Here is a 16,298-nt window from a genome sequence, read left to right as displayed (position 1 = left end):
AATGAGGTACAGCAGCATGAGAACCTGGAAATGCGCCGCGGCGTTGTCGTTTGGATTGATACAACCCGCCCTCGCACAAGAGAGTGCGGCACCGCCCTGGTCCGTCAATTGCAGCAATCTGGGAACAGGCACGGAACTTGTCTGTGAAATGACGCAGAGCATCGTCTTAAGTGAAAATAATCAGAGACTTGCCTCGATCGCATTTGTGAAATCTGCGGGCAATGACGAAACCGAAGCAGTTCTTACCCTGCCCTTCGGTTTGCTTTTCAGCGATGGGTTGACCGCAAAGGTCGATACGTCCGAGGTGGCCAAACTAGAGTTCCTGACCTGCGAAGCGCAAGGCTGTTTCGCCCGTTCTCCGGTATCATCGGATTGGATAGCGTCCATGCGCGCCGGCAAGCAGTTGACGATCGAGGCCAGAAACACCAACGAAGAACCGATATCCTTTGGCTTCGATCTGACCGGGTTCACTCAGGTGTCGGATCTTCTGCCGTAAGAGGCTGACGATAGCAGAAACCTTACCCTTTCCCGCAGACTGCCAAGTGCTAGTGGGATGCAACTTCCGTCTAAAGGCGCGCTGCTCGAAACCGAGTGAAAGCGCCACTAAACTAATTGGCAGGCACGGTGCGGGCTTGGGCCTCAAGTCCGCGCCATAATCTTGCGATTGCTGCACAAGACTTACAGTTTACAGACACGTCGATCCGTTTTTACTATCAAATTGCTTTATTCCAATATTTACAATCATGGGTGGCAATCGATGTCAGAGACTCTGAATTTACACAAGTTCGAAAATCTAAGCCCGTTTCAGATCAAAGATGAGCTAATTAAACTGGCAAAGAAAGAGTCGCGCGCCACGACGTTGCCTTATCTGAACGCCGGGCGTGGTAACCCCAACTGGATTGCCACTAAGGCGCGAGAAGCGTTCTTCCTGCTGGGCCAGTTCGCAATGACCGAGGCTCAACGTCACCGAAATGAACCTCAGGTGGGTTTGGCGGGCATGCCACAAGGTCCGGGGTGTTACGACCGGCTCAAGGCGTATTGCGCAGCTTCTGAAAAACAAAGCACGCCCCCCGGCGCCGAGGCGCTCGCGGCTGCTGTAGATTTCGCAATACAGAAGTTCAATTTCGATCCCGATACATTTGTTCTTGAGCTGACCGATGGGATTGTCGGCGACCACTATCCGATGCCAGACCGCTGCCTCGTGCATAACGAAACGATTGTCCACGAGTACCTGATGTGGGCAATGTGCGCGGGGCATCGACCAAATGCCAAATTTGACCTCTTTCCCGTCGAAGGCGGAACGGCGGCAATGTGTTATATCTTCAAGTCACTCAAGAACCAAAGGCTGTTGAATGCCGGTGACACAATTGCATTGGGCACGCCGATCTTCACGCCTTACCTTGAGATGCCAGTGCTCGAAGACTATTCCCTGAACGTCGTGGATGTCTCTTCAAAAGAAGAAGATCACTTTCAATTGACGGACAAAGATCTGGAAACTCTCGCGGACCCTAAGGTCAAAGCGCTGTTTCTGGTTAATCCTGGCAATCCGTCGGCGGTCGCCATCAGCCCGGAAGCGCTAAAGAGGTTGGTTGATTTTGTCAAAACGCGCCGCCCGGATCTGATTATCCTCACGGATGACGTCTACGGAACTTTCGTTCCGAATTTCGAGTCTGTGATGGGCCACCTGCCAGAAAACACTATTGGAGTTTATTCCTACTCCAAATACTTCGGATGCACCGGATGGAGGCTGGGAACGATCGTGATCGCCCAGAACAACATCTTCGACAAGATGATTGCCGAAGCGCCTGCTGAAACAAAGGCAATAGTCGAAGCTCGCTATGAGACTTTGTCGCCAAATCCATCAGAAATGAAATTCATCGACAGAATTGTGGCTGACAGCAGGGACGTTGCGCTTAATCACACTGCTGGCCTCTCATTGCCGCAGCAAGTCATGATGACCTTGTTTTCGTTGGTAGAAATGATGGATGAGGACAAGGCATATCAAGCGTTCTGCCGCAGTATTCTGGATCATCGCTTTACCGAACTCGTTGAAGGATTGGGCATTGAGGTTCCCGATAACCCGTATTTCGACAAGTACTACGGGATAATTGATTTTGAGTTCTGGCTTCGCAAATACGTCGGTGAAGAGGTCGTGGAATGGATCAAGGAAAACGTCCACCCGCTCGACATCTCTTTCAAGCTTGCACAGGATCACGGGATCGTCTTGCTGAACGGCTCAGGTTTTGACGCGCCAAACTGGTCGGCACGAGTATCCTTTGCGAACCTGGATGACAGCGCGTACCGACAAATCGGGCGGGCTGTACGGGCAGTCGCTATCGGTTACGTGCAAGCCTACCGCGCTTCAAAAGGTGTGCCGATACACGGTTAGAACAGCGCGCTTAAACAGAAAGCTTGCATGAGGTTAGCCGGAATGGTTAACGGGCGTCTTCTGGCCGATATATTGGTCGGCCAGACAGGTGCGGAGGTGCTCTTTGACTAAGTCCTTTTAATTCTTGTCTTATGCGGATTTAAAAACTCAAGGGAACGAAGGCGACAACCAGCGGCCCCCACAAAGTCAGAAAGATATTCGCGACGGCATAGGTCATTGTAAACGCCGGTGTCGGCGTCGAATTGCCCGCCTTTTCCAGCAATGTCGCGAACCCCGGATTACCTGATCGAGACCCCGTCACGACCGCGCAGGCTTCGATCGGGTTACGAATGCGCAGTACAAAGAAATTGATCGGAAACTGAACGATCATCGGCATCAGCGTCACCACCACGCCCAAAAGCAAGAGAGTGATCCCGTATTCCTGAATTGCCTGCAGCGCAGGCTGACCGGCATTTAGCCCGACTACACCAACGAAAACGGCCAGGCCAAAACTTTGCAGGAAGTTCGCCGCACCCCGGTTGATCCCCCCAATTTTTGGGCGCCGGATGCGCAGGTACCCAATAATAAGGCCCGTAACAAGACAACCAAGACCTGACCCAAGCGCCACCTTCGTTCCGGCAATTACAAAGCTGATTTCACCGATCAGATAACCAACAGCGACCCCGATACCAAGTGCAATGAAATTTGTCACCGACGCCGAAGGCGGGACGTAGCCGGCAGCCTTTGCGACGCGATCCAGGTCCTTTTTGTGTCCAACTATACTAACTTCGTCCCCAGCGTGGATTTCGGTATTGCGTAGCACAGGAACATCGTGACCCATGCGGGTGATCTTGGTGATGTGAAACCCTCGTCTTTGATCCGGGGTAAGCGCAGCGCGCAATTCCGCAAGAGTTTTACCAGCCAACTTATGATTGGTAATGACGACATTCCGCCTTTCTTCCACGATGATAAGTTCAGGTGGATATTCTCCGACCTCAGCGCCTGCAGCCTCTTCAAACCGGGTCAAAGCGGTGATGAGACCTGAAACCACGATCACGTCGCCTGCATCAAGCGCTGTATCGGGCTTTGGATCAAAGGGCGCCCCATCGCGTAAGATCCGCTCGACCAAAATATCGCTATCAAAGTCGGATTCGATTGCCTTCACAGACTGACCAACGATCTTTGCCCCGTCCTGGATGTGATAAGCGCGCGCCTCGAAACGGCTCATGGGAATAAACTCGCCTTCATCCAGCGTGCGGCCACCACCGCTCAGCTTCTGCGCGAGTTTGATCGCCTCCTGCCGCAAGTCCCAGCGCATCAGAATAGGAATAACGCTGACCGCCAAAATCGGGCCGATCGACCCGAAGATATAAGTCACCGAATACCCAACGGCGATATTCGTTTTGAGTTTTTCTGCCTCTTCCGTCGCAAGCCCAAGAAGGTCGATTGCATTGCCGGCGGTTCCGATAATTGCGGATTGCGTTAATCCGCCGGCCGCCAAACCCGCTGCCAACCCTTTGTCCAGCCCCGCCCAAGTGGCAACGACAACGACGAAGAAAAGGCCCCAGAGTGTCATCATAAACGCCGCAAAGAGCTTAGTCAGAGCGGTACGGTTCAGCGCCGCAAAAAACTGCGGTCCGCCATTGTATCCAACCATAAAAATAAACAATGAGAAGAAGACATTCTGAACATCGGGACTGAGGTTTATACCGCCTATCTGGCCCACGAGAACTGCAACAATCAGAGTTCCTGCAATCCCGCCCAGTTCGAATTTGCCAACTTTGAATTTGCCCACGCCGTATCCAAGGCCCAGGCACAAAAAAAGCGCCATAATCGGAAACGAACGAAGCTGGTCCGCAATTACTTCCATAGATACAACCTCAATCGTAGGCTCGATACTATCTTCAACCGACGAGGCAAATCAGATCGTTGCTGATATTCACCCATCTAAATTATTGCGCCGGGTCGAAAACAGGTAAACACCGACAATGGTTTCGGTCAATCTATTGCTTTCTTTGGAACTAATCTTTGATCCTAAAGCAAGTCTACTGACACCTTTTGTGGATGGTCGAGCCGAAAACTGGTCAAGGCAAGTTCCACATTGACCCTCGGTAGTTGATCTCTACTCGCTCGGAAGTTTTAAAATAGAGATCCCTCGTCATCTGCAGAAGGAGTACCAACCGCCAGCCATGTACTAAAGGATAGCTGTTCTGTCGCGCAGAACTGAAAATCGGGACCGACCCGCAGATGCCTTTTACGCCAGTTCTTTCCGCATGTAGTCGTGAAAAAGCTCTGCGAACCGTTGCGTGGCGGTCGATCTGTACTGAGTTGGGGGGTAGACCGAGTAGATCCCTCCGGACGGAAGTGACCAATCTGGCAGAAGCTGGATCAGTGATTTATCCGCTAGTTCCTTGCGCACGTAGAAATCCGGCAGGATCGAGATACCGGCCCCCTCAATCGTCATGGCTTTGATGGCTGGAGTCACATCGGCGGACAGGGCAGGCGCCATCTCAATATCTGCGGTCTCGCCTGACGGGGCCGAAAAGCGCCAGCGCAGCGGGTTGGACAAAGCCTGATGCTCGATAAACGGAATCTCAGTCAATTCTGCTGGCGACTTTAGCTCTCCCATTTCTCTGGCCAAACTGGCAGAGGCCACGACGATTTGCCGAAATCCGGCCAGTTTACGCGCGATGTTTGCTGAATCGGCCAACCACCCAACCCGATAGGCTATGTCAAATCGGGCTTCGACGGGGTCCATGCGCGTGTCACTCAACGTCAGATCTATTTTGACTGCCGGGTAAGCTCTCCGAAAACTCGCCACCACCGGAGCGACATATTCAGAGCCCAAATCAAGTGGTGCCGTGATGCGCAACGTCCCGGACGGTTCTGCGCTGCCACGACGTACCATAGCATAAGCCTCTTCCGCCTGGGCTACGGACGCCTGCGCGGCAGAGTAGAACGATTGGCCAATTTCGGTCAGGTTCAGATGGCGCGAATTCCGGACGACCAAAGTTGCCCCCAACTCTTCTTCGAGCAATTGCAATTGCTTGCTGACAACCGCCTTGCTCACACGCATGCGATCTGCTGCGGCCGTAATGGTTCCCGCCTCGGCTATGGAGACAAAGTACTCCAAACGGTTCAGATTTGATTTTGCCATCTTTTGTCATCTTTTCATTGACGCTAAGTATTCATAATACGCATTTAGATGACTTCATCGACTCCTTATTTGTGGCTCACCAGGTAACCGCGACAGCATTGAAAGGTTGCCGCCTGACAAAGGAGATGAAGATGAAGTCAATCCTGACCACGACCGCCGCCATGTTGCTTTCAACAGCTGCATTGGCTGCAGACCTGAACATCACCCATTTCACCCCCAACGAGGGCAGCCTATTTCCGGTTTCTTCGAACGTGATTGAGGGGCCGAATGAAGTACTGTTGGTCGACGCTCAGTTCGAAAAGGATGATGCCGAACAACTGGTGGAGATGATCCAGGCCACTGGTAAACCACTCACAACCGTGTTCATCAGCCACAAAGACCCTGATTTCTATTTCGGGCTGGACACGATCCGCACGGCTTACCCCGATGTCAAAATCGTCGCCACACCCGAAACGGTGAGGGGAATCGAGAAGACGATCCAGCTCAAATATGACTTCTGGGGACCTATCCTCGAGGCCAATGCGCCTTCAGAGCTGATCGTACCGGACGTGCTGGAAGGAGACAGCCTGACTGTGGATGGTGAAACCATTCAAGTGATCGGCCTGGATGGTCACGATCCTGCGCACACATTCCTTTGGGCACCGTCTGAAAAAACCGTTCTTGGCGGCGTGGTTCTCTATGAATACGTTCATGTTTGGCTTGCAGACAACCAAACGCCCCAAAGCCGCGATAGCTGGCGTATGACGTTGGATCAGATCACCGCTCTCAACCCCGAGCGCATCATCCCGGGTCATGTCGCTGGCAAAAGTGCCGAGGATGCCAGCATCATCGATTTCACCAAGGATTATGTTGCGGCATTCGAAGCCGCTGCGGAAAAGGCGGAAAACTCGGTCGAGCTGGTTGCTGCGATGCAAGAAGCCTATCCCGACTTCAAAAACGTTGGTGACCTGGAACTCAGCGCGCAGGTTATCACGGGCGAACGCTCCTGGCCTTGAATGCAGGACCTCACAAATAACCAGCATATGATCTGAAGGATTCCAAACCGGTAATTGGTTTGGAATTGAGGCTGGCCCCCTGCGGCGGTGGCCAGCCCCTATGCATGCTCGCAGCTTTACTCTTGGATTTCCTGAACCTTCATTACCAACTCATTCCAGTTGCGCTGGTTTTCTATGTCATGCTGCAACCCTTGTTCATCTGCGATAGTAAATCGCTTGATGGCCGGGGTTTTGCTTGTGGCCTGATAAAGCCAATAAGCTTCGGCTTTGAGGGCTTCATCGATGGGTTTATCGATGGACTCGTAAACCATCTGTTTGCACGCGTTGATCGACTCTGCCGGGAACTGTGCGATGCGTTCTGCCAGCGCGCTGACATAAGGGCCGATTTCATCCGGTTCGAGCGCCTTGTTGATCGTACCAAATCGCTCTGCATCGTCGGCGTCATAATCCTGCGCACTCAGAATGATCTCTAACGCGCGACCGAGACCGGTTTGACGCGCCATGCGTGACGCTCCGCCACCGCAGGGTAGGATACCCATGCCGACTTCCATCTGCATGAACTTGTACTTGCCGCGCGCCGCAAAGCGCATATCAAGGGCCAGCGCCAACTCGTGCCCGCCGCCCCGCGCATAGCCCTCCAGTTTGGCAATAGTTGCCTGAGGCACCTTGCTGACGCGTTCGCAGACCGATTGCAGGTCGAGCAACTGAGCGTCTTCGCGTGACACGGCCTCGACTGACATATCCTTGAGCAGTTCCGTGTCGTAGTGACAAACCCAAACCTCGGGATTGGCAGATTGGAAGATCACCACCTTTGTGTTGCGATCACGCTCTAACCGCATGGCAAGACTGTTGAGGTCAGCCAACATCTGCTGCCCCTGCACGTTTACCGAGCCAAAATCAAAGGTCACCGTCGCAATGGCGTTTTCGACTTTAACATCGAATGTATGGAAGTTTTCATATTTCATCAGGCAGTCCTTTCTTGATCCCCTGCATCACAGATGAGGGGGTGGGTTAATCCGGTTAGGTTGGGTGGACGTTGTTAACTGTGCTGGCGCACCAAGGCTTTGATCATATCCATGACGTCCGCCGCATGCGTAACGTCCAACGCAGCGCCGTGCGGGTGTGCGAATGCGCCGCTGTCATTGTCAAAGTATGCGCCGGATGCGTCAGCAAAGCGCGAGCCAAGCGCAGCGTCGATCAGGATATCGGCGCCGATGCTCAGGTCATTACCTGCGACGCCAAATCCTTCTTTCACCATCTTCGATGCCAGCAGCGAACCGGGATTGACGGCGATCATCGCAGGTCCATTTGGCAAGGCCTTGGTCCACTCGCGGGTCCAGATGGTGATGGCGAGTTTGCTTTGCGCATACGCGTCCATATCCGAAAGGCGTGTTGTTCCCTGCAAGGCCTCCAGTTTCACCGGTGCCTGCGCGGCCGAAGACAGATTCACCACGCGACCGTCTTCGGGCATAATCGGCAAAAGCAGCTCGGTCAGCAGATACGGCGCAAGCGTGTTGACGACAAAACGGATGTCCATCCCGTTATCCAGCACGGTCTGGGGGGCTTTCAACACACCCGCATTGTTGATCAGCACGTCCAGCCTGTCGTGCTTATTGCGGATCGCATCAGCCAGGCCTTCCACCGCTTTCATGTCGGACAAGTCCGCGATGTACCCTTCGACCGAACCGCCGATCTGAGCAGCAGCGGCCTCCACCTTGGCGGCACTGCGACCATGGATCAGAACGCGGTGCCCGTCAGCGGCAAGTTTCCGGGCAGTGAGCAGTCCAATCCCGTCTGTTGAGCCCGTGATAAGAATAGTCTTGGTCATGTGATCCGTCCTTTAGACAAAGTCGGGCAGCAGATTGTCTGCCAGCCGTTTGAGCGTGTCGCCAACAGGCGCGTGATTGAACCGCAGATTGAGTGCTACGTGGTTGATTCCCTGCGCCTCGATCTCTTGCAGGTAGCGGCGCAGGAAGACCGCACCAGACTGAAAGCCGAGATGTATAGGCCGCGCGGGCGCTGTCGGGTCATCAAGAAGATCGATATATAGCGACTGCATCACCGGTTTGTTGGCCTGCCCCGCAGCAGTTAATCGAGCTCGGTAGTCTGCTATCACCCGACCTTGCGACCCGGCATCGCGCGGGTACGTGATCCACCCGTCTCCGTTCTGGGCCACCCAATCTGGGGATTGCTGACTGCTGCCGGTAATCAGCATTGGCAGGCGCTTTCCGGCGGGCTTCGGCAGCATATCGATATGCCCGTTCAGTTGACCGTGTGCGCATTCGTGGCGGGGGAATGGCGTGCCAACAGCCCGGATATAGTCGAAGCTATCGCGAAAGCGTGCGCCACGATCCGGATAGGTTTGAGCCATCGCCGGATACTCCTCGGGTCGGTCGCCGGAAGCCACGCCGAAAATCGTACGCCCGCAGGACAAGACATCGGCAGTGGCAGCCGCCTTTGCGACATGGGCCGGATGGCGCAAGGGCAGAATGATGCTGGCCGTACCAAGCGCGATCCGATCCGTCACCGCCCCCAACGAACCGAGGTAAACGAATGGGTCAAACATCTGACCGGCATCACCAAAACTCGGGACGTTAAAGGGCACGTCTCGCAGCCAAAGAGCGGAAAACCCCAGTTGCTCGGCCAGTTTTGCCATTTCGATATGGTCGCGCATCGTCGGTTCGGCCCCGACCGCGTACGCCTCGAGCGGCAACACCAAACCAATGCTCAACCGACCGGGACGGAACACGTTATTGTAGGCCGTGTTGATTTGAGCAAAGGCGTTGCCTTCAGTCTTGTCCAACATCGTCTCTCTCCTTCAGTACCGTACCAAAGTGCGGCTTTCGATACTCTTGCGGATGGTTGTGACCTCCGGGTCTTCGACCATATCCAGTGCGCTATGTGCGATCGACGGCAGCCCTTGATTGTCGTAGATATTGAAAAACGCCACCTCTTCCGGCGTCATCCTGGACCGGTAAAGCCATTCATGGCTCGGGTTGCCCACAAGGCCCATGATTTGGCCCTGCCGATCCGGATAGTTCAGGTCAAGCAGGATCCAGTCTGCAGGATCAATGCTCGACGGCCGGACAAAGCCAAGGGGAGCGCTGTTGACCGGTTGCGCGATGGGCCGCCAGACATTGATGAAGGCGTAATGCCCCTTGCTCCACTCCGCCGCCTTTTCGACCCCTAGCAGATCGACCAGACGCTGCTTAGCTCCTTCTTCGCTATAGTCGCTATGCACGTTGCGCGCTGGTTTACGAATTGCATCCGGATCATCAACGCGAACCGTATGGTCAAAGATCAAAACTTCTCGCGCACCCAGCCTGTTTGTCAAAAGCTGCTTCAACTCATGGTCATAGGTGGCGTGCCATGCATCACCTGCAAAATCCTGTACCGCACTAGACGCGGTAGCGAACTCTACGGCGTCCTGCATAAAACACACTGCGTCCGACGTTGAACGCGTGTCGCTCAGCGCAACCTGCGTGGGTTCAAGTTCGGGCGAAACAAGGTTCCCAGCGATGCCGCCTGCATCAAGATGAAATGCTTGCCGTTCGTTCTTGTGGACGTGGTAATTGACTGTGGCGGTGCGTGCCATTCCAGCAATCTCCTGCGATCTGTGCCTATTGTTGATCACAGATATGTCTTATAGATATTTGCGAATAAACAGTGCATTTCAGTATTCAAAATTCGGGAAACGCAGATAATGAGCATGGGCACTGACGGGTTACGCCTGTTTGTTCTGGCCGCAGAGTTACTGAATATCAGCGCCGCCGGGCGGCAGTTGGGGATGGGACCGGCCGTGTCCAGCGCAAAGCTCGCCAAGCTGGAACACAGCATTGGCGCGGAACTCTTGCACCGCACTACACGCAAGGTTTCCCTATCTGTCGAAGGCGAAGACTTCCTGCCCTTCGCGCGCGAGATCCTTGCCCAAGAGGACGCAGCCATGGCGGCGCTTGGCAAGGGTAAGACCAATATCACGGGGACCTTGCGGTTTGCGGCCCCCAGCACCTTTGCGCAGCTCTACATCACGCCAATCCTTCCGAAATTCCTTAACCAACACCCGGATCTTACGCTGGATCTCCGCCTTTCCGATGTTCAGGTTGATCTGATCGAAGGCAGCTATGATCTGGCACTGCGCAACGCTCCGTTGCTGGATACCAGCCTAAAGGGGCGCAAACTGGCGGATGACACGCGGTTCTTGTGTGCCGCGCCCGCCTACCTTGATGCATATGGCTTTCCCGAAACACCCGCGGACCTCAACCACCACAAGCTTATCGCTTTTCGCCATCTTGGCCCGCGGCCACTCAAAAACGCAAAAGGCGATACTCTGGCGTTCGATCCCGGAGCAGCGCGCAGCCAGCTGATCCTGGACGACGGGCTAAGTCAGAAGCGCGCGACGCTAGCCGGTCTGGGCATTTCGATAAACGCGCTGTGGAGCGTACACGAAGAATTGGCCTCGGGGCGACTTATTCGAGTCCTGCCTGATTACGAAGGTGCCGAAGAAAATGTGCTATGGCTCATCTACCCCAAGTCCAACGTACTTTCACCCAAGGTGCGGGTGTTCATGGACTTCCTGCTCACCGAAATCGGAAGGGCACCGCCATGGCTGACCTAGATCAGGGGTTGATCTCGTTATTGAAGACAGACAGCCGTACATAGGCTCAACGAACGCGCGACTTCGGGCGCTTGCCGCCCGCGTTCAGTCAAGCTCGCCGTTTTCCGACATCAGGATAGCCAGCGGTCGAGTGGATTGGATTTGCGACAATATGATCATTACGACGGCCGTCAGTGGTATTGCGAGGATCGTACCGGCCAGACCCCACATAGCGGTCCAGATCGTCAACGAAAACAAAACCATGAACCCGCTTAGATTGACCGAGTTTCCAACCAGCCGGGGTTCGAGGTAATTGCCGACAAAAAGCTGTGCCGCCATCAGCGCGATGAAGGCCACGCCAGCGTGCCAGAGACCACTGAATTGCACGAGGCTCAACATCACGGGGAACAAAACACCCATAATCGAGCCCAAATAGGGTATGTAGTTCAAAAGGCCGATCAATATGGCCCAAAACAACGCAAACTCGATCCCCAAAAGCAGCATGATCGCAAATGAGATCGCCGCCAGAATAACATTGATCAAAGTCTTTGCGCTCAGGTAGCTGCCGATTTTCTGATTGATCTGCGCGACGATTTTCAGCGACCGGTCCGCGGATTCAGCATCGCCAAGCGCCTTTTGCAATTTTACGGGCATGCCGTTCAGGTCAGTGAGGATGAAAACGATGTAAAGGATCGTCATCATCAGAACCGTGCCGAAACCCTGCACGGTGGAAAGTGTTCCTTGCAAAAAGCCCAGGACATCAAACTTACCGGAAAGGGTTTGCTCGATTGAGGACCAGTCCGGCAGCTTTTTCACGCCCAACATGCTCATAACCGACTCGATCAGCGCGTTCAGGTTGGTTTGATAGCGTGGGATGTTGGCAGCCACGGCTTGCGCATTTGACTCAATGAGCACACCCATCAGAACCAGAAGCAAAAAAATCACGAGAAGTGCGAGCAAACGACGGGCCCGGCGCGGCATCCCGCGCAATCCCGGCACCCGCCCGATTGTTGAAGCAGTCGAGTCCAGAATATAAATCCCGATTATGCCCAAAAGCACAGGCAGAAGGATGCTTTTACCCAGCACCAGCAGCCAGCCAATGGCGACAGCAACGATCAGGCCAGACGCCAGTTTTGTTACATTAAACTGAAGCATGTCTTTGTTTTCGGTCCGTTCTGTTACCTCTTTTCTGCCGGGACCAACCTTCATATTCAACTGTTAATCAGTTTTCCGCCACACCTTCTGCCCGGTATCGGCTGCCAGGTGCAGGGGGTTTTTCGCAACCACCGGCAAAACACTGCGCGATTGACATCCACTCTCTGGCAACCGGTCCTTCCACATTTAGCGATGTATCCGCAATGTTACGGGTTTGGGCCGAGACCTGTGCAAATTCCACGGCCGAGCCCGTGATCCGGTTGTCACCCGGTTCACCGAATTCCCACAGTGCCCCTGACGGGGCAGTCAGTTCCAGTCGCGGCATGGTCTCGGGTATGGGCTTGCCGTTTACCTGATAGGCCCATCCAAAGGTGTTCACGCCCAGAACGACGATGTTTTTGACCCGATCCTGTTCGACGCGCTCACGACCAAGTATGTCGAAGACCTCTTGCCCGTGTGCCCAAGTCTCCATCTGGCGGGCCGTGATTGATGAGCGCACGGACATGTCCGGCCCGGCCCATTTCACGCGATGCTTTGGATCAAAGTCAGCCCAACGGGTGCCAATATCCTTATAGAGTTCCCTCCACGCGTCGCGAAGTTCGTTCCCGCGCAGAGAAATCGCCTCGTTTTCCGCAGGCCGCAGACCTTCGGATTTGGCCTTGGCAAACAAGGCTCCGATCCGGGCCGTAAACGCGTCAGGGTCCTGAAGTGACAGATCCGCCATCTGGTTCCAGTAGTGCAGATGAATAAGCACGTCGTTCAGCGTCCACCCTTTGAACTGGGTTACAGTTTCCCATTTGTCGGATGTGACATCCGCCAGTACGGCATGCAAAGCGTCGCTTTCTGCCAGAAAATCCGTTGCCTGTTGCACCGCTCAGTCCTCTAATGTTGTATTCAGCCGTTCTACAGCGGCCAGATAGTCTTGCTTGAACTCCCAAACCACCGCCGTGGCTGAGCTTGCCTGGTTCATCAAACCGACGCCCTGCCCGACCCAGTATGCCGAAAGTTCGTCAGCTCCTTCATGAATGAACTGCGCCGGCTTTTCGGCCTTGCGCAATGCTGGCTCGGACACCAGCGATAGATAGTGTATCACCAACGGGTCTGGCCCATTGGCTTCCCACGCTTCGGTCCAAGCGGACTTAAGCCGTCGGGAGTGTTTGCCTGCGCGCGACACCGGGGCGAGCACATCGCGGCAATGGCTGAATGCAAACAGTGGAAACTCGATGCCAAGCTGACGGCGCAGATCCGAACTCATCTACGTTTCCTCAATCTCGATCATGACGTCGCCCAAGGTCAGTTGCTGCCCTTCCCCGACATGAACAGCGGTGATCACACCGGTTACGGGTGCTGTGATCTGATGCTGCATCTTCATTGCTTCAAGAACGGCCAGACGGTCGCCTTTGGCGACGTTTTGGCCGAGTTCGGCCGCTACTTCGATCAGAAGGCCAGGCATGGGGGCAGTAACGCGACCGCCGGCAGCAGTTGTTTCATCCTGCGCGCCGGGGCGCAGGCGACGAAACGCCAATCGCTCGGAACCGATTGCTATCTGTGCAGTATCGCGTGTCAGACGGGTCATAGCATCCACAGTCTGATCGTTGATACGGGCGCGAACATTCCCATTGGCGTTGCTGACGAAAGTGATGTCGAATTTGGCGTCCTCAATCCAGACGGCCCACCCATCCGGTCGCGCCTGGGCACGCGCGTGTATCTCCGCCTCGCCATAGGCCAGCGTTGCACTGGACGGCAAAAGGGCTGCGCTGGACCAACCGAGTTGATCGGACGACACATACCCAGCCGCAGCCTTGGCCCGCGCTTGATCGGCGTCGAGCATCAAAGCCAGTGCCAATGCGGCGTCACGCCCCGTGACCTGATATGCGGGAAACCCATCAGGATATGCCCGGTCGAGAAATGTGGTCGTTGCATCGCCTTGGATAAAGGCATCTTGACCCAACACGTCAGTCAGAAAGGCCGAGTTGGTCATCGTGCCCAGCAATACAGTTTCCTTAACCGCCTTGATCAGCCGTGCCCTTGCGGTATCGCGGGTAGGACCATGCGCAATGATCTTGGCGAGCATGGGGTCGTAGAACGGAGACACCTCCTGCCCGGGCTGAATACCCGCATCAACGCGCACTCCGGGGCCGGTCGCCGGTTTCCAGACATCAACGGGACCGGTTGCAGGCAAGTATCCGTTCGACGGGTCCTCGGCATAAAGGCGCACCTCGATGGCATGGCCGTTCAGGGTTATTTCCTCTTGTGTAATCGACAGCGTTTCGCCCTGTGCGACAGCAATCTGCAACGCCACAAGATCAAGGCCCGTGACCATTTCCGTTACCGGATGTTCAACCTGAAGGCGGGTATTCATTTCAAGGAAGTAGAAGGCCCCTGACGGTTCCAACAGAAACTCGACCGTTCCTGCCCCGCGATAGTTGACGGCACGGGCAGCGTCGATTGCGACAGCCCCCATCTTCGCGCGCAGCTCAGACGTTATTCCGGGGCTCGGCGCCTCCTCGACAACTTTCTGGTAGCGACGCTGGACTGAACAGTCCCTCTCACCGAGATGGACCACATTGCCATGCGTGTCCGCAAAGATCTGCAGTTCGACGTGGCGGGCCTCGGTGATCGCTTTTTCAAGGATCAGCGCACCAGAGCCAAACGCGTTCTCTGCCTCGGATCGAGCCAGCGCGATTGCCTCGGGCAAGGAGCCCGCGTCCGGTACCAGACGCATACCACGCCCGCCTCCGCCCGCCGCCGCCTTAACCATGATGGGAAAGCCGATTTTTTCTGCGGCCTTGATCAAAGCAGTTTCGGATTGATCGTCACCCTCATACCCCGGAACGCAAGGCACGCCTGCGCAGATCATCAGGCGTTTGGCATCAGATTTGTCACCCATTAAACGGATCGCTTCGGCATCAGGCCCGACGAATGTCAGGCCCGCATCCTCAACCGCTGCGGCAAACTCCGCGTTCTCGGAAAGGAACCCATATCCCGGATGGATCGCCCCTGCCCCGGTTTTCTGGGCGGCGGCTATGATCCTGTCCCCGTTCAAATAGCTGTCACGAACCGGTCCCTCACCTACCCAGACCGCCTCGTCCGCCAGGCTCACATGCGGCGCATTTGCGTCTGCAGTCGTGTAAACGGCAACCGTTCGAAGCCCCAGCGATTGGGCCGTTCGAAGGATGCGCACGGCGATTTCCCCGCGATTGGCGACCAGAAGTGTATCGAATGCCATTGCTCAACCCCCTGCCCATTTGGGTTTTCGTTTTTCAAAGAAGGCTGAGATCCCCTCGTGCGCCTCATCTGAAAGCATTCGCTCCGCAAAGCTTTCAGCCGCCACCTTCCGCTGTTGATCTCGTGACTGGAATGGCATCTCGACCAATTGTCTTTTTATCGCCGCCATGGCTTGTGGAGCCGCCGCCTGAACCATGTCCTGAGTTTCACCCAGCGCTTCGCCCATGTCTTCACCTGCCACAACCTGATCCACCAAACCAAGTCGCTCCGCCTCGTGGGCATCAATCGTGGCGCCGGTTAACATCAATCGCCGTGCGGCAGGCATACCGATCCGGGCGACCACGAAGGGTGCGATCTGAGCAGGGGTAAGGCCAATGCGTGCCTCGGATAGGCTGAAATGAGTATCATCAGCGGCGATGACCAAATCCCCGGTACAAGCCAACCCAAATCCACCTGCCATTGCAGCACCTTCGACGGCCATAACTGTGAATTGCGGTAACGCGGCCACAGCGTCGAAAAGATCGGCCGCCCGTAGGCTTTGGCGGATGATGTCCTCGCGTGAAAGGTCGCCCTCGAAACTGGCCCTAAAGGCCTTCAAATCGCCGCCGGCGCAAAAAATGCCCCCGCGACCGCGAATTGTTACGCCCTGAACAGGCGCAGTTTGCAGGGCAGCACACAGTTCAATCAGCGCCTCAACCCGCTCGGTGGTCAAGGGGTTTCGCCGGTCTGGATCGTTGAACCAGACCGTCAACCACCTGCTGTCCTGTTCGAGATCGAGGTGAGGAGAGTTTGGCAGCATGA

The 16,298-nt window shown here is 55.2% G+C and carries 15 protein-coding genes; 4 read left to right on the top strand and 11 right to left on the bottom strand.

Features of this window, described 5'->3' with window-relative positions; translation table 11 throughout:
* Position 1: 1 nt before the first annotated feature.
* The gene (locus ACR0AA_RS14590; protein ID WP_480756320.1) at positions 2-496 is read left to right on the top strand and encodes an invasion associated locus B family protein; all 495 of its coding nucleotides are present in this window, start codon (positions 2-4) and stop codon (positions 494-496) included.
* Positions 497-757: 261 nt separating this feature from the next.
* Positions 758-2,389, top strand: a complete 1,632-nt coding sequence (locus ACR0AA_RS14585) for a bifunctional aspartate transaminase/aspartate 4-decarboxylase (RefSeq protein WP_480756319.1) — start codon at positions 758-760, stop codon at positions 2,387-2,389.
* A gap of 139 nt (positions 2,390-2,528) precedes the next feature.
* On the opposite strand, the gene aspT is transcribed toward ACR0AA_RS14585, so the two are convergent.
* The gene (gene aspT / locus ACR0AA_RS14580) at positions 2,529-4,238 is read right to left on the bottom strand and encodes an aspartate-alanine antiporter (RefSeq protein WP_480756318.1); all 1,710 of its coding nucleotides are present in this window, start codon (positions 4,236-4,238) and stop codon (positions 2,529-2,531) included.
* Between the two features lie 384 nt (positions 4,239-4,622).
* Positions 4,623-5,525: a LysR family transcriptional regulator gene (locus ACR0AA_RS14575; RefSeq protein ID WP_480664705.1), complete on the bottom strand. Its 903-nt coding sequence runs from the start codon at positions 5,523-5,525 to the stop codon at positions 4,623-4,625.
* 131 nt (positions 5,526-5,656) lie between these two features.
* Between ACR0AA_RS14575 and ACR0AA_RS14570 the strand changes: the two genes are divergently transcribed.
* Entirely contained in the window at positions 5,657-6,520 is an 864-nt protein-coding gene (locus ACR0AA_RS14570) for an MBL fold metallo-hydrolase (RefSeq protein WP_480756317.1), read from the top strand.
* Between the two features lie 116 nt (positions 6,521-6,636).
* Here ACR0AA_RS14570 and ACR0AA_RS14565 read toward each other — a convergent pair whose 3' ends face one another.
* From ACR0AA_RS14565 to ACR0AA_RS14550, 4 genes are all read right to left on the bottom strand, one after another.
* Positions 6,637-7,485: an enoyl-CoA hydratase/isomerase family protein gene (locus ACR0AA_RS14565; protein WP_480756316.1), complete on the bottom strand. Its 849-nt coding sequence runs from the start codon at positions 7,483-7,485 to the stop codon at positions 6,637-6,639.
* 74 nt (positions 7,486-7,559) lie between these two features.
* The gene (locus tag ACR0AA_RS14560) at positions 7,560-8,348 is read right to left on the bottom strand and encodes an SDR family NAD(P)-dependent oxidoreductase (RefSeq protein WP_480756315.1); all 789 of its coding nucleotides are present in this window, start codon (positions 8,346-8,348) and stop codon (positions 7,560-7,562) included.
* A 12-nt stretch (positions 8,349-8,360) separates the two neighbouring features.
* Positions 8,361-9,326, bottom strand: coding sequence for an LLM class oxidoreductase (locus tag ACR0AA_RS14555; RefSeq protein WP_480756314.1), 966 nt, complete (start codon positions 9,324-9,326; stop codon positions 8,361-8,363).
* A gap of 12 nt (positions 9,327-9,338) precedes the next feature.
* Positions 9,339-10,115, bottom strand: a complete 777-nt coding sequence (locus ACR0AA_RS14550) for a CmcJ/NvfI family oxidoreductase (protein ID WP_480756313.1) — start codon at positions 10,113-10,115, stop codon at positions 9,339-9,341.
* A 114-nt stretch (positions 10,116-10,229) separates the two neighbouring features.
* Between ACR0AA_RS14550 and ACR0AA_RS14545 the strand changes: the two genes are divergently transcribed.
* Complete coding sequence (locus ACR0AA_RS14545) at positions 10,230-11,135, top strand: LysR family transcriptional regulator (protein WP_480756336.1); 906 nt, start codon at positions 10,230-10,232, stop codon at positions 11,133-11,135.
* Between the two features lie 84 nt (positions 11,136-11,219).
* Here the strand turns inward: ACR0AA_RS14545 and ACR0AA_RS14540 are convergent, their stop codons facing one another.
* From ACR0AA_RS14540 to ACR0AA_RS14520, 5 genes are all read right to left on the bottom strand, one after another.
* Positions 11,220-12,269: an AI-2E family transporter gene (locus ACR0AA_RS14540; protein WP_480664711.1), complete on the bottom strand. Its 1,050-nt coding sequence runs from the start codon at positions 12,267-12,269 to the stop codon at positions 11,220-11,222.
* 67 nt (positions 12,270-12,336) lie between these two features.
* Entirely contained in the window at positions 12,337-13,140 is an 804-nt protein-coding gene (locus tag ACR0AA_RS14535; protein WP_480664712.1) for a TIGR03084 family metal-binding protein, read from the bottom strand.
* A gap of 3 nt (positions 13,141-13,143) precedes the next feature.
* Entirely contained in the window at positions 13,144-13,524 is a 381-nt protein-coding gene (locus ACR0AA_RS14530) for a hypothetical protein (RefSeq protein ID WP_480664713.1), read from the bottom strand.
* On the bottom strand, positions 13,525-15,498 hold the full coding sequence (locus ACR0AA_RS14525) for an acetyl/propionyl/methylcrotonyl-CoA carboxylase subunit alpha (protein WP_480664714.1): 1,974 nt from the start codon (positions 15,496-15,498) through the stop codon (positions 13,525-13,527). It abuts the gene before it with no gap.
* 3 nt (positions 15,499-15,501) lie between these two features.
* Positions 15,502-16,296: an enoyl-CoA hydratase/isomerase family protein gene (locus ACR0AA_RS14520; protein ID WP_480664715.1), complete on the bottom strand. Its 795-nt coding sequence runs from the start codon at positions 16,294-16,296 to the stop codon at positions 15,502-15,504.
* Positions 16,297-16,298 lie beyond the last annotated feature (2 nt).

The sequence above is a fragment of the Ruegeria sp. CE8 genome (genome assembly GCF_056537465.1).
This window is presented reverse-complemented; position numbering and strand designations above follow the sequence as displayed.

Coding starts and splice junctions, on each gene's coding strand:
- ACR0AA_RS14540 (WP_480664711.1), bottom strand. CDS start 12,269: ATGCTTCAGTTTAATGTAACAAAACTGGCGTCTGGCCTGATCGTTGCT.
- ACR0AA_RS14575 (WP_480664705.1), bottom strand. CDS start 5,525: ATGGCAAAATCAAATCTGAACCGTTTGGAGTACTTTGTCTCCATAGCC.
- ACR0AA_RS14570 (WP_480756317.1), top strand. CDS start 5,657: ATGAAGTCAATCCTGACCACGACCGCCGCCATGTTGCTTTCAACAGCT.
- ACR0AA_RS14565 (WP_480756316.1), bottom strand. CDS start 7,485: ATGAAATATGAAAACTTCCATACATTCGATGTTAAAGTCGAAAACGCC.
- ACR0AA_RS14530 (WP_480664713.1), bottom strand. CDS start 13,524: ATGAGTTCGGATCTGCGCCGTCAGCTTGGCATCGAGTTTCCACTGTTT.
- ACR0AA_RS14520 (WP_480664715.1), bottom strand. CDS start 16,296: ATGCTGCCAAACTCTCCTCACCTCGATCTCGAACAGGACAGCAGGTGG.
- ACR0AA_RS14590 (WP_480756320.1), top strand. CDS start 2: ATGAGGTACAGCAGCATGAGAACCTGGAAATGCGCCGCGGCGTTGTCG.
- ACR0AA_RS14560 (WP_480756315.1), bottom strand. CDS start 8,348: ATGACCAAGACTATTCTTATCACGGGCTCAACAGACGGGATTGGACTG.
- aspT (WP_480756318.1), bottom strand. CDS start 4,238: ATGGAAGTAATTGCGGACCAGCTTCGTTCGTTTCCGATTATGGCGCTT.
- ACR0AA_RS14545 (WP_480756336.1), top strand. CDS start 10,230: ATGGGCACTGACGGGTTACGCCTGTTTGTTCTGGCCGCAGAGTTACTG.
- ACR0AA_RS14585 (WP_480756319.1), top strand. CDS start 758: ATGTCAGAGACTCTGAATTTACACAAGTTCGAAAATCTAAGCCCGTTT.
- ACR0AA_RS14550 (WP_480756313.1), bottom strand. CDS start 10,115: ATGGCACGCACCGCCACAGTCAATTACCACGTCCACAAGAACGAACGG.
- ACR0AA_RS14525 (WP_480664714.1), bottom strand. CDS start 15,498: ATGGCATTCGATACACTTCTGGTCGCCAATCGCGGGGAAATCGCCGTG.
- ACR0AA_RS14555 (WP_480756314.1), bottom strand. CDS start 9,326: ATGTTGGACAAGACTGAAGGCAACGCCTTTGCTCAAATCAACACGGCC.